We start from the raw sequence: 16,053 nt of genomic DNA, 5'->3' as shown, positions 1-16,053 counted from the left end.
AAAGGTTAATATTTATTTGATGATGAATTTTATTGTTTTGCAAATACGTTGGACGTATAGTTAATAATAATGAGCAGTCCGCTTAATCTGTTCGGATCCAGTTGTTTCTTATCAGCCGTAAGCAATTCATCCGGTGTATTGGCGATCGTAAATAGAAGTTCTGCCGTTTCTGCCTCAAAGGGCCCGCTAAGAGCAACCGTTCCTACATTATTCATTATCGGAATACTCAGATCGCTTTTACCCGTTTGTTTTAAAGTTAAGAAGCTACCCGCTTGTTTATCGGAAACCGTTGTGTTATTTTGAGTTTGCACCACCACTGTTACCGATTGTAATGCTACCTTTTTAAGGTTTGGCAGCACAATAGCATCGGTTAAACTAAACACCATCGATTGCGTTACCGGATTCGGCTGCGGATGCATAAACTGATACCAGTTACCACTAAAAGCCTGTTGCAATACAATTTGTTTGGCTACCTGATACGGATACGGTGGATTCTGGGATTGCAACTGATTTTTTACATCGGTGGCAAACTGTCCCATATCTTCGTAAGCCGTATAGCTGATTTTTACGATAATGTCGGATATTGAATTAAAATCGAAATGATTGGTTTCCGGCGGCAGGTTTAATTCCCATTCCGAAACAGCACCGGTTCCTTCAAACGGCAGGTACATGCTATCGTTAAAGTTGAGCACAAACAAACCATTATCGTCCATACCTTTGGAAAGTGCAATTTTCTGGTTGGGAATCCAGTCTACGCGTACATTACCCGGATCGGGATTATTAACCGGATCCATAACATATTTAACCGCATTGATTTTAGGTTCCATCACGGTATAATTTTTGGTTTGCCGCAATACCGCATTAATATTCTGGTAAGGCCCTACCACGGCAGGAATCGACACCGAAATCGTTTTGATTTTACGCAGATACTGTCCCGGGAAATCAAAATCGAATAACTGTTCCGAAAGTTTAAAACGAAGCGTTCCTTTTACTCCCGAATGAAGTCCTGTTTTAAATTCCATAAACTGTAACGGATCCAGTTGCAGCAAGGAAATTGTCTTTTCAATTTCGAAAGTACGCGTGTTTTTCAACACATAACTGCGTTCCATTTGTTGTAACGATAATAATAAAGCTTCTCCCGACAACAATCCTTTGTGAAGCGTATCCCAGTAATCGAACTGAATAAACTGTTCGGTACTGTTCATCTCATTCTGATAAGCTGATTGTGCTGCCAGCGCCATTCCCAGCGTAAGCTGATACGATTGGAAATAAATGGTCGATAATCGGCTGATCATCCACGAATAGAAATCCATATTCGTAAAACGGGTGGTCAGGAATTGTTCGTAGGCATTCTCCTGATCAATTGTTTTTTTATGAATCACCAGGTTTTGCTGGTTGATCAGTAATTGCGCATTAGCCGAATTAATCTGATCCTGAATTTGAGCCGCATCATAAGCCGCCGTTTGCTGTTGCAACTTCCAGTCGTCACGTCGTCTGTTATACTGAGCAGTTGTCGCAATAATTCCGGCACTCTGGTTTAAAATAGACGAAGTCGTTTGTGCCATCTGAGCGCCCGCAGTAATGGCATCTCCAAACTTCATCCCTCCATCGGCAAAACCAAAGATATTCGGCGCCAGATAACCGGCAACTGAAATTCCGTTAATTCCAATTGAAACTGATTCCGGATAAATGGCCGCGCCTTGTAACGACAGGCTGGCGATTTCCAGAGCACTCAGGTTTTCGTCGTACTGCTTTTGGTAAAACTGTTCACGATTTTGAGCACTTAACAGATTTTGTTGCAAACCGGCAATGTTTTGTTTGGCCTCTTCGATCTCCTGTTCTTTAATCATTGTGTTAAGATTAAGCAGCACATTTTGCTGTGTGGCCTGTAATTTGGCCAGTGCCGAATCGTCTTTACGTTCCAGTGCGTTTAATAAACCGGATCCCAACTGACTTAATGTAGCAGCGATATTTTTTACCCGATCGATAAGATACTCAAAGCGATAAGCCGGAATAGCCGCATTCTGCGTCATAATACTTAACGGATTACCACCGCTCGCCGCAGCACGTGCCAATAAACCAGGATCGATAGGCGGTTCGAATAATTGCAATGGTTGCGGTATCCCATTAATATTTAAGCTATTGTTTATTTTATAAAGTCGATCGATAACCGTGTCCCAGTATTGTTCGAGTTTGTCGTTTTCGGGTACACAGAAATAGGCATCAATATCGTTATACGGTTGGAAATTTAATCCGCTGGAACCACTTCCAACATGATCTTCGAGGGTAATTTTAAACTGCGGTATATTGTCACCATATTGAGCTACAATGTCGTTAAAATTCGCAGGATCCTCGGCCTGACACGGTCCAAGGTCCTCCGGTTTTGGCCCCAGTAAACTATAAGCGTAGATGTACAACATATTCGCCGTGGTATTACTCTCCCAGGTGTACTGCGAAAAATACCAGTCGCCCCATTTAATCAGGTTATCGATAAATTGCATTACCATCGCTTTTTCGTAGGCGCCAATACGCAAACGGGCAATAGCATGCGGATCGAACGGATACTGATTGTAAGCTGCAATTTGTTTGGCGTTCGTAATGTTTTCGAGCAACGAAGCTACCGTATGGTTCCGGAAAGGATTAAACTGCCATACGCGGCAAATATCACGCGCTACCTGATGGTTGAGCAATACATTTTTTACCGATTGAATTTGTACCGGCTGAAGGAAAGAAAGAATCGAATTCAGATTTGTTTTGGCTGTAAATTTACTGCTCACATAGCCTTCGCTATCAATCCATTTGTTGTCCAGTAAAACGCGGTAAATACGGCTCGAATCGGTAACTCCTATCGTGGCACACACAAAAGAATCTGCCTCTACCAGATACGGAGCCGCCGTTGGATCGTACATATATTTGTACCATTTTTCGGCCTGATCAAATACCTGATTTGTCTTTAGTAGATTGGCAATATACATGGGCGCATGGAAAAACAATTCCCAATAATACAATTCATACGCCCCGTTAAAATCGACCTGTCCGCCATCGGGAGCTTCAGGAGCGATAACATACGGTTCTTCAAAACCAAATCTGTTAAAAGGCAATTCCGGATCCACCGGGATCAATTGACTTTCGAGCGACAACAGTTTGTCGACACCACCGGAAAAGATACGGGCACTAAGGTTATGAATTGCTCCTGTGGTAAGACGTATCGCTTTAAAATTATATTCGCACGCATAAGGAGTGGTGTTCAAACTTCGGAAGAATCCGATAGACGACGGGTATTCTGCCTGATACAACACCTGTACCACAAAACGTACTTTTTTATCAATATCCGGTTGCCCTTCCAGAATATCGTAAAGCACACCGGTTAACTCATTAAAATCAATATCCGTCATTAAACGGCCGTTTTTATCCAGATACCCGGCCTGCATAAGCTGATCAAAAATATTTTTAGAACCATTGGCATTAATCCCGGCACTGTCAGAGATAAAATCAGTATTATAAAACAGTGGTTGATTGGTTAATACATCCATAACCGAATCGACCTTATCGGTTTTATCCGGCTGTCCTTCCAGCATCTCATTGAGCGCCTTAGTCAGATCGTCAATTGTTGTACCGCGTTCCAGTTGTCCGTCGGCTGTAAAATACCCGTAATCAATCAAATTATTGTAAATCTGGCTGGATCCGCTGGCATCGATACCTGCGCCCGACGAAAGGAACGACGATTCCAAAAACATGGTGTCGGCATTAAACAACAAATCGGAAATAAATACCGGATCTTTATCCGGATCTTCCATTAAAAACGCTTCTTTGTCGCCATAAAAAACAAAGGTTCCTACAGCGTTTTTAATCGTAAACAATCCATAATTTTTATTCCGAACGTTTTGGGATAACCAGCGGGAACCACTGGCTCTGTTTACGACTCCCATTACAAACTGTGTCTTTTTAAGCTGACCAGGATCGCCTTCAAAAATGCTCATCACGTCGGTACGCATTTCCGCATAATCAGAACGTCCCAGCATACCGCTGCTATCGATATAACCATAGTCTACCAACGTATTATAAACCGTTTTAGAACCTGTCGCATTAATACCGGCATCGGTCGAAATAAAAGAACTGTCCTTTAAGGAAGTTTGTGGCGTTGGAATGGCCGGGGTAATAATCTGCCCCGCAATATCATTATCGTAAATCGTACGGGAAGTACTAATCAGATTCATTTGTCCCGATGTCGCGTCGATTTGCGGAGTAAACAGATCGTTACTCTTATCACTGTCTTTTTCGAAAAACAGGATTTCGTCGGGATTTACCAAATAACTGCTATCCAGACTATCGTTTAAAACAATCGGCTTAAACAACGGTAACTGCCCTTTATAACCCAGATTATAGACATAATTATAGTTTTGCCCCGTTTCAAACAACTGATTTTCAAAAATCTGAACCGCCGGATTGGAGGCATTCGGTGGATTATTGGCAGGTTGCGGATATTGCACCGTAGTATCAATCATTGGGCCGAAGGCAATCACTAATTGTTCAAATCGATTGCCGCCATTGGTAATTTCCCAGAAACTATCCTGTTGTATTTTGAGCGGATATACTTTATTCCACCAAAGACTATTGGGGTCGAAGAAATTGTCTGGAAAAAGTTTATTATTTGCAGTTCTATAGGCACTTGGACTAACATCGATAATATAGTCTTTTACCAGTGATTGCGCCGGTACCCATTGATTCTGGAAATTATAAAACGTATAGTTTATCGAGGCCTTCACAATGTTTTCGGTAGTGGTATTCGGTGTTTTATCGATCGCAACACTTTGTTCTACCCAAAACAGGAACAACTTATTAAAGGCATAAACCGGTGTAATTTGTACGGCATTAATGGCCAGATCAATTTTAATCCATTGCGACCAGGTACCTTCGCTCTCCCTTGTGATATAATAATAGGTATACGGGTTGGTAGCGGTGCGTGCAAACAGAAACAAGGTCGGCTGATTATCGCGGGTATCGTCGGAAACTCTACAATAATAGGCATCTACATACACCAGTTTTGCCAGTTCTGCAAAGCCTTCCAGGTATTTCATATAGGCCGATGTTACATTGCCTTCGGTAATGTCGTTTTGTTTCAGGTCGTTTTCCAGTTGTTTAAACAAATCGGTTTTGGAGCTACGGAAAGCCGGATCGAGATAATTTTCAGGATAGAGGAAAATTTCGCGGTTGGCTTCCCATACCCGATAATTCATCATCCATTCCCACCAAACTTCAGGGATCGGTAAAAGTACCACACCGGCTTCCAGTTTCGAACGACAGCGGTTCATATACAACTGAATCGCATTAAGCGCTTCTTTGATATAGGAAATTTGTGCTACATCCGACATATCCACATCAATAAGCAAATAGTCGTGTAAATCGCGTGTATTCTGGATGTAGGCAGTGGCATCGGCCGAGCGCAGGGCAAAGATAGTCGCTCCAATCAGAGCGTCTCTTTGGGCCGATGCGGTTTTACCGCCAATTTGTACGGCCAGCTGATTCCAGTCGCTTCCTACATTATATCGTGCCTGAATTGCGGTTAATAATTTGTTTTCCTCTGCTACCAATGTATCCCAGTCGGCAACACCTTTTCCGGCCAGGCTAAGTAACTCCTGAAAAGCATCCAGATTTAAACCTGTTTTATTAAGCAACGTAATAACGGCCTGCATGCTGTACAGGCGATCGACCTGATTGGTATATTTTAAGGCATACAATGCTGTGATTATCGATTCATCCCATCCGGTTGCTTCCGACAAAATGGCTGCGGCAACATCATTTTTATTACCGGCAATCGCCGTCATGTAGTCTGAAAACCGATTGTTTACATCATTATAAATACCGGTAAAAAACTGGAACTGAAGTAATACAATGCTATTTGCAAACGTTAGTTTTGTGGTATCGGTAATGCCATAAGCCGCTTTACTGACAGCAATGTTATCGAGTAAATCCTGACTGACTCCCGTTTTTTGTACCCATACCAACCAACGTGAAATGAGACTTAATGCTTTTATCGCATTGGTCGTATCGGGATTCAGGAATACCGAAAGTGGATTGGTAACAGTAAGTGCCAAAACCGATTGCGCCAATGAGGATGGAATACCGAAGAACGCACCAACCTGTTCGTAAAGTTTGATCAATTGATCGTCTTCAGAATCGGATGCCGGAATAAGTATCGGCAGTGTTTTAAGCCATGCTTCACTTTTATCGGGATAGTATAAAATGTTAACGGTTGGCGATACAACCGCATTTACCGTATAATTGAGATCTTCTAACGTTAATCGGGTCACTGTAGCCAGTGCTTCTTTGTTGTCAATGAGTGCCGTCAGCTCATCAATTGTAAAAACCAGTTGTACTTTTCCGGATACACTCAAAAAGCTCAGATAATCTTTGATGCTTAATTTAAAATATCCTGCCAGGCGTACATGGCGCGACAAGGCCGAAATGGCAGGTACATTTAACACAATGGTTGGTGTACTCTTATATAAAGCCGAAACCAGCAATTGCAAATCGTTTTGCGAAACGCCCAAAGCCGAAGCGACACGAACCGCATTGGCCGGGTTGTTTCCGCTATTGGAAGCATATTCCCAACTTAGCGGCGTATCCAGATAGGTTTTATTAAGCGGATAGGCTACCGTTGCGCTATTTTTAGGGTGGTATAAAGTGGTTTGTCCGGTATTAAATACAACATCAAACGGTGCTGCCGACTGTGCCGGATCGTTCCCCATTCCGTAAGTTTTCAAATCAAACAAATAGGTACTTACCGTAGCGACATCACTATTCATTCGGGTAACCAGTTGTTGTAATTTTGGTACCAGTTGTAATATGCTTTCATTAATTTCCGGTGTTCCGTTATTCAAAGCATGTAAAGCCCAGTCCAGATCATCAAACGACCATTCGCTAAGTAACGTAAGGCGTAAAAAGCGATTTATCTGATCCAGAGCCGCCGGCGTCAGGTTATCGATGGTATTTACCGAATCGGTATTCCCCACTACAACCGGTTTGGTTAATCCCTTATTGATAAAGAACTGGGCATTCAGCCCGGCTGTAATTTCGGTCCCGGATAAATTTTGGTAGAGTAAATCCTGGACTTGCGTTACCAGTAAATCGGTTTGTTTAGAAAAGACTTTAAAACTATTCAGATCGTCCAGTTTCGCCACCCCAAAATAGGTTTGTAATTTCGCGGTATCTACCGTTGCCGTTTTAAGTAAATTCCAACCTTCGAGGGTTGTTTGCAATTGTTCGGCAGCCAATTGCGGGCCGGTTAGCTGTTGGCAGGCAAATACCCCGGCCAGTGTTGTTTTTAGTTCCTCAAGATAAATCCGTATGCTGCTTAACGGTTGCAGGAATGGTAAGTTAAACGGATAATACGTTGCGGCAAGTTGCTTGTACAAATCGGTCGTACTCGCAATTTTCCAACTGGTCGACAGACTTTGTTCCAAACGCTCAATGATGATTTGTAAATACGGGACGATGGTATTTGTTTTTTCGCAGGTTAGCGGTATCGTTCCCAAATCGGGACGTCTTACAGCCAATGCACTTGCATGTGGTATGGTAGCGGTATTGGGCTCGGTAATATATTTTTGTACAATACGCATCAGATCAACAAAATAGGCTGCTGGTCCCAGTACCGATTTACATTCCGGGCAATCGCAATAATTGAGACTTCCAAACAGTTCCTGATAGCCTACCAATCCAGTAAAATACTCGGTTACCTCTTCACTGACAGATGAAGTCGATATCGCTTTAGAAAGCGGTGTCGACATATTTAAAATTGCATTGGTAAGATTCGCCACATTATTGGTTACTTCAGCTGCTCTCTTGTATACCTCCGATGCTACTTTGGGGCCACCAAAAGCATCGGTATATTGTTTTACAAACACTTCTCCGCTTTGTCGGGCAATGTCGTGAGCCGAGTTTAATCCATCGAATTTTTCGTATAGAGTAACAATCACATCAGCCGTTAATTTTTTGTTCGTTTGCGCTTCCGGATGTAAGCGTACCACCCGAGCCACTTGTTTGAGCTGTTCTACCATGTCGGTTGCGGTGGCACGCGATTTGGTTTTGGGTAGCTTTATGGAGGCTAAGGTCTCTTCCTTATGAAGATTGGCCTTTAGCAAATCTACGTCCGGATTTACTTCATAAAATTTATGAATCAGTTGTTTTACTTCCATGAGTAGTGGGTTTACTGTTTTTTAATATCATTATTCACTATCGGTATCGTAATCGTGTACCTGACTGGCAGATAACCCGAAATTTTTATAATATATTCCTGCATAGGTAGTCATACTCAGGTGTTCCTGATAAGGGCTCAACGAAAGAAGTGCCGCTACAGAATCCCAATAAGCACCAGGGTGCTGACCATAGGATGTGGTAGCAATACTATGAATTTGGAAAAACAAGCTGCAAGCCAGACAAGGTCGACGTGTACCGCCGATATAATTGAATTGTTTTCCGGCTTCCACAATTTTGGTTTCGGCATGTTGTTCTTCGTGTCCTTTAACAAATTCCAGTTTATAATCTTGATACGCTCCGTTGATCTCGGTTTCCAGTTTACCCAGATGTCGGGCTACACGTCCTGAATAGTTTTTTTTATCCGGAACGGTAAAATTTTTAAGGGTGTCTGACAATAATGTACTGAGTTCATTTTGCTTTTTGTTACTGGCTACATAAATCGTTTTTTCAGTATGATTGATTGCTGCCTGCACTTCGGTAAACGCCTCGTTCTGAGCCAAAAGAGCCGTCGATAAATGACGAACCAGTAACCGTTCGGGGCTCATCCCTTTATTAGGAGCGACAATCTCCTCGGTTACTCCGGTAAATAAATTGGACTGATGGACACGTTTGGCTAATTTCATTTTGCTACCATGCCGAGAAGATATTTTCTCTTTCAGCCCTTGACTTTTTTCTTTACGAATCTTTTTGGAGGCACTCAGTAATCTGGCTTTTTTAGGTGACGTTCCACCATCAGATTCATCATCTGCATCGGTTCCCGAGCTGTCGCTTAATACGGAAACCTTTTTTCTCTTTGTTTTTTTTGCGTCTCCTCCCTTACTACCTGCACTTAGTCCATCGGCATCTTTCATGCTAACCGGATTACCGATACAAAAAGCATATAAATTGAGACCATCGACGCCACCGGCCGGATCGGGTTTATTCCAGCGCATCAGCCAGGGAACATAGTAGCGATGTCCGTAGTAATATAATCCGGTAGTATCGTCCCGTTCTTTTCCTGAATACCGATAATTTTTAAGACTCACTTCCTGCTGATTCGGACCTGCAATAATAGACGTTCCGCCATACGGGAAATATTCTTCGTAACTAATCAGCAGTGCCTGATCGTCGACTTCAACTGCTACGGAATCCAGTTTGGTACAAAGCTGCCATCGGAATGAGCGGTCGCCGGTTTGTTTTTCCTTTTTATTGTCGTCAAGCTTCCAGTAGTGCATAATCAATAAACAGGTTTCGCCATCCATAATGCGTAAGGTTTCGCGTTCTAAAGTGGTGGTAGTATTATTATTGGTAACCGTTTGCTGTTGTTTTAAGACGTAGTTGCCAAAGTATACCGTACTTTCTATCATGTTTACAGTACCGCCGTTTGCCATTCTTTCGCTCACTTTTCTGGTGCGTTGTTCTGCACTGTCGTATACATAATAATCGGCATCATCTTCTTCTTCCGGACGGGTAATAATAGCGGCGCGCACCAGATTTTCGCAACAGTTATAATCCAGCGCCACGGGTTTATTGATCATAACCTGACGCAAATTCCCGGAGTCATCGTACGTAATACCGGTTAAACGATTGGAATTCACCTCAACCGGTAAATCGCGGGTCCAGGAGGCCGATTTGGCAATATGTTTTAACTGAGTCAGGTTTCCGGAATTATCGTAGGTATAGCTTTCACTATAGTTTTCCAGTTTGTCATAATCAGAGGGTGCAACCGAAAATTTACTTTGTTTAAAATCGTTGTTCACCACATTATTCTGATAGGTGTTGGCTAATATTCCGGGATGCTGATAGCCGTTTGCCGCCAACAAGCGGTATAAAATATCGTAGGTATAATCCGATAGCGGCACCACCTTCTGATTGTTATAAAAAATAGTATCCCTACTTAAATCCCGTAATCTTATGATATTACCCACCGGATCGTATACATAGGTTATGTTTTGCAACAGCGGATTTTCACCCAAAGTTACCAATCGGGTATTTTTAAGGGTGCTCAATCGCTGTGTGGTCGCTTCGTAAGTACAAACCGTCGATGAATTGTTGGCAAAAACAATCCGGTTTCTTTGGTTTGAAGCGTTATATTCAATTCGGAGGATAACCGGTTTTGATTTTCCGTCCGGTAATTTCAGATCGATCGTTGCCAGTAAGCCCGATTTTGAATAACTGCGTTGTGTTACAGTACCGTCGGCAGTTGTTTCGGTTAGTAAATCGCCTACAGCATTATAGATTTGTTCAAGTGATAAAGTGTTTGGATCTAACGGAACCTTTGCCGGATCGTTCCAATCGATGGCATCTTTGTAAACGGTAGTCATCTGGCGGCTTTTCGAAATCGATTGCCCGGTAAGTGCATACCTGTTAAATGTTACAATTCCCGATAAATCTTTTTGTTCGTACAATTTTCCGCGGAGGTTTAACGAGGCGGCATCCTGAATTTCTTCGCCATAAGTACACACTTCTACTAAAGGATATTGATCGACCGGAACAATCGGATCGCCATCAACATATCGCTTAACCCGTAGCGTTTTCTGACGTTGTAAACGATCGTAAGTAATGCGTTGGTTATACATTCTTGGTGTCCACGACCAACATAACAACCCCATGATATTGTTAAAATGAAACTCCATTCCGGCATCTGCACTTTCTGTGATCAGCGCACTTGTTTCGTTCATCTGATAGGTGTTGCGCTGATTAATATAATTGGCACCCGTAGTCGCATTCGTGTAATACAAACGTGGATCTATTTGCAGCAACACCCGGCTTTGTATATCGGTTTCGGAATAAGATGTTAATACGCCTTGCAACAAGATTAGGGTTATCTGTTCCTTTATACTATCGAATTTCGGAGCCAGCTGCAATTCAAATCCGGGTTGATACGGCGTAAAAATCAGGGTAAGCCATCCTTCGGCAGTAATATAACCGGCGGTCACCAAAGCCTGTAAAATTTCGGCACCCGTACTGCCGGAGCCGTTAACAATAGCGTCGAATGTAGCCGCAGTAACTTTTCCCAGATTGTTTGTTTGAAGCAAAAACTGCGTTCCGGTATTGTCGAAAACCTCGGTTGTGGGGGTATTATAACATTTGGCCGCCTTATCTAAAGCATTTTTTTCATCCTGCTGTTCCTGATTCGGATTGGCAGGATAATTAGCCATAAACGTTTTATAGTAATCCGAATCCAATACCGTATCGTTTGCATCGTAGGTTTTTTGTTCCCAGGCGGTAAAAGTGATTTGTGAAAAAAAGCCTTTCGGGTCGTCGGTACGAATTAACCGACCGAGAGGGTCATAATGCATTACCGAAGGGGGCGGCATATTCCCTTCATTAATCAATGTCTGTTGATTTTCGTAATCGGATGTTGCACTAAAAAAAGGCAGGTATTGTTGTGCTACTAGTCCTTTATTATTGTATACGGTTCTGCCGGACGTATTCCAGCGTTCTTCGACCTCAACCAGTTTATTGTCGACATAAGCCAATCCCGGATCCACTAATTCTTTTTGTTCGATAATCCGGCCAAAACCATCTGAAAACTCAATCCGGATGCGACACTCTGAATTTTCTGCACCTTTATGAATAAAATTGGTTGCCGATAGAGATATAGCCGCCAACGGTTGTTTACGATCGGGCCAGTTATGCTCGTCGTAGAAAAAGTAAGTCAAAGCACCTTGTATATAGTAGTCCTGTTGGTCTAAAACCGATTGTATTGTGATTGGTGTTCCATCCGGTGCTGTGGTTCGTGTCTGATATTCTGCCGGAAAACCGCCGTACGGATACAGGAGCATGCTGCCTTCCAAATCGCCATTTTTAATTCCGAATAGAGACGAAACACGCACTTGTCCTAACGGGTCGTAAAGTACCTGCGATACATTACCATTAATATCCACCAACTGTTTGGGTGTACAGGTATGATAATCTAGTGTGAGTAGTTGTGTGTTTTTGATGTCGGTATCAGTATCAATATATTCTATTAATTCCACCACCTGAATATTATATGGTGAATCGTAGCCCATCTTCCCGCAAACCGACAATTCTGAATCGGCTGCAACAAAAGGGTTGATCACTTCATTAGGCAAGAAAAACAACTCCGGAGTATCGACTTTAAAATAAGTTTGTACTGTTCCGTTGTTCCACCAATAGCCCGTTTCTTTATCGAAAACAAATCCGGCATTGGTAACAACATCATTCGTTAATTTTCCCTTATAGGCCGAATCGATATAATTTTGGGTAAACTGTGCTGTGGCAGTATACGCCTGTAATCCCCGTGAGGAGATTGTGAGTAATGGTAAAAAATTATCTTGTGTTTCATTCCAGAAATAATTGCGGGTCCAGGAAAACTGTAAAGCCGCAACCGCTTCTGCGGGTGATACTCCATAAGGAATGATATTTTGTAGCGCCTCTTCTATGAGGTGATTACAGTAATCGAAATCTATGTATTCTTTACCCGTTTCCAGAGCAAAGCCCGACAATTGAAACGCCTGCTCCTGGCCTACGATTCCCATCCAATACATTTCGTTTTCGTCGGTATTGATCACATCAGTCGTTGTAAAAGTCGCCAAGAGTTGTTGTTGTTCCGGATATAATGAAACACCATTAGTTGATGGTGTACGGCGCGGCAGATAAACAGCACAGGCGCGTTTTACTGTACCACTTTGAGGATCTACTTCAAGTGTAAATTGCTGTTCTACCCGCGGATCGTTTGCGTTACGTTCATAATGATAAGCAATATGTTCCCGTGGATCGACACGGAAAACAGCATGCTCTTCATCGGATGCCGGCTGAACCAAAGCCACGCCATAATTAGCTTGTTCGACTGCATAAGGCACACTCGATTCGGGTTGATTATCTAATCCGTAAACTTCCGTCCGGATACGGCTTCCGTTTAAGGCTACAAAAGCTTCCCGAAACGTTTTGCCATTGGCGGCATAAATATCGGCAGCGAACACATTGTCCGGAAAATCGTAGGCATTAGCATCTCCCTTAAAGAAATCGGCCCGGTATTGCTCCTGTAATGCGTCATAACTTTCAAACACTCCGGTGTTAAACCATTTTTTGGTGTATACCGGAGGGACAAATAATTCTTTATTGATCTCGTTTACTGGGAATTCCTGATTTTGGATGGTCGCGGTAAACGTTTCGTAGGTTTGTGTATCCCATGTTTCTACAAAACCAAATCCGCGGAAACTTCTTTCCACAGGATCATAATATCCGTCGTGATAACCAAACTCCTGAACGTAGCACGATTGCGAAGCAGCATCCGTCTGCGTAATGCGGTCGATAACCTGAACCGGGAAAAACAACCGTGTTTTCCAAGGTTCTCCGGCTTGTTCATCTTCCAGATAAAAGCGTACCGAACTGGAATAATGCAAAGCCATTCGGCTACCGGTATTGTTATTGGTTTCGGTAAGCAAATAGGGTTTTAGTGTTACCATAGCGATATCCTGCGGATCGACTCCCGAAAAATTCAGGTAATAATGCCTTGGCGTATCGGTTAGTTTCGAAAAAATAAGGCAACTCGTTCCTGTTCCCAGGATATCGGCAAAATGAAGGCTATCTAACGGATCGAACGATTCCGGTAAAGTAATAGTAATTGCGTCCGAAAAACTATTTCCGCTTTTATTGAGAAATACCTGAACCGTATTGCCTAATGCATATACAATATCCATAGTACCAGTGCCATTCAGATCGGCAAAATAGAATCGGGAAGCATCAAAACCGGCTTCAAAATATGGTGCATTTATTAATTGGATACGTTGCCCAAACCGGCCGTATCCTAAGTTAGGCCAACAATAAACCGTTCCGTTTGCCACGGCAACCCGATGCTGTAATCCGTCACCAAACAAATCAGCAAAAGAGACCGATGTTTTTCCGGAATTCTGACTTTGTAACGGGAACCCTTTCGGCGCCGGTACTTGTTGCGGTTCGCCATATCCAAAGTTTCCCAACCCGGGATAAACTGTCAGATAATCGTCCGAAGCCACTAAAAAATCCGATTTACCATTCCCACTCAAATCCACAGATTCCGTTCCGGCCAATGCACTTGGATATTGTTCAAAAGGTTGGAACGGTTCCCATCCTTGTCCTGTATTGGGATAATATCCGGGTGGACTGCTTACCATCAGGTCTTTAATTCCATTACCCTGTAAATCGGTAATGACACCCGAATCACCTACAGCAAAATCCGGTACGAGTTCCGGTTCTGAATAATGGCCGCTTCCTTTCGGATTGTAATAAAACGATCCGCTATCGCAGGTATATAAAATGCCGGGTAATCCGGCGCCATTTAAATCAACCGGAAGGAAATCGCCTGTATCGAGTTTTCCGGGAATAGTCCCATTATCTGCAACAGTTAATGTACTAAACGTTGCAGTTGGTGCCACATCAAATACCGAAAAAGTAAGCTCCAGATCAGGTTTTGCTAATAATTCGTAACTGCCGTCACTTTGAATTCTGCATCCGGTAATGGTTACCTTTTTCAGGCAGGAAATTACTGCGGTCTGATCCGGTACCTTACTATAATCCGTTGTATCATAATAGGTAAGTTGCAAACGGTTTACCAGAAAAGGATTTCCGTTGTTTTCGTTTTCAAAATGATGAAACAACAATATATTTTGGCACCTTCGATAAGTACGCAATTCGAAGCCACTTCTAAACGAAGAAAACGGATCCGGTCGGCATGCCCACGGACGTACCTCAGCATAAGGGTCGGCCGCAGCTGTTGTTAAATTATCCAGTTCATGCGATCCATAGTCAAAAATAACTTCGAAGGCAAATTTTTCTTCTTTGGTAGTATTGTAATAATTGCCGTAAAAAATACGGTCAATATAATTTCGTGTAAAGGCACCTCGATTTAAAATTCCGGTTTCCAGATCGTTTTCCCGTTGATATCGAAACTGAACTTTATTTCCTTTGGGATCGGTTATCGAAACGATTTGCCAACTAAAGATCCGGGCCGCATCATCGGGATCGGCAACACGCGCCTCGGGAACCGATCCATATTCCGATACCGTATTATTGGTTGCAAATGTACGCCAGAAGCTCTCACCGGTGGTTTGGTTTTTATGGTATTCGATACGGGAATAATCATCTTCCACACGTGGAAAATAAATACAAATACTCCATATATCACCTTGTTGATCGGTTTCAGTGCGGGTCGCATTTTCTCTAGGTACCAGTTCTTTTCCGGAAAAGAGAAAAATATCGGTTCCGTCATATTTGGGGATTCCCTTTTCGGTTCGAATTGTAAATTCGGGGATTTCGACATCCCACCCTACACCAAAGATACTGTTACCCGATCCGGAATTGTAGGCCAACGAAAGGGACGGCGCTAACCCGCGACCAGCCGTTATGGGAACCGGGATTGTATAGGCTGCGGTTCCTGAAAATGAATTGGGTTGAAATGTTTCACCTATTCCTTTTATTGCTCCTCCTCCACCAGGCAGAGAAGTACCAGAGATCGATACTTTTTCCATAGCTATCATTTTGACTGATTGCAATTAAAAAATGTTTAAATGCAGAATGACTTAAAACAAATAGAACCCAAACAAAAAGTTTACATTTTCTTCCTTGTGATCAAGTAAGTTAGACCTGTATATTGGGTTGCAAACAAAATAATTTCATAAACAATTATATACCTTAAAGATATGCACAAACAAAAGCATTAAATAGCGTATATATACCTAATTTACAATTATGTATAAATACCTATTTGCGAAGAAATATCTGTAACAACTCATACTAATTGAAATAGAAAAACAGTAGATACTTTCTGCAATAAAGGAACATTAATATCTGAATTGGTTTTCTGGCGTTAGG

General features: G+C 42.5%; 2 protein-coding genes. Both read right to left on the bottom strand.

The genetic code is table 11. The features are described 5' to 3' along the window. Positions 1-29: 29 nt before the first annotated feature. Positions 30-8,195, bottom strand: a complete 8,166-nt coding sequence (locus LF887_RS10360; RefSeq protein WP_236859113.1) for a neuraminidase-like domain-containing protein — start codon at positions 8,193-8,195, stop codon at positions 30-32. Positions 8,196-8,225: 30 nt separating this feature from the next. After that, entirely contained in the window at positions 8,226-15,710 is a 7,485-nt protein-coding gene (locus LF887_RS10355) for a SpvB/TcaC N-terminal domain-containing protein (protein ID WP_236859112.1), read from the bottom strand. Positions 15,711-16,053: the final 343 nt, after the last annotated feature.

This window comes from Chryseobacterium sp. MEBOG06 (genome assembly GCF_021869765.1).
Taxonomy (GTDB): Bacteria; Bacteroidota; Bacteroidia; order Flavobacteriales; family Weeksellaceae; genus Chryseobacterium.
This window is presented reverse-complemented; position numbering and strand designations above follow the sequence as displayed.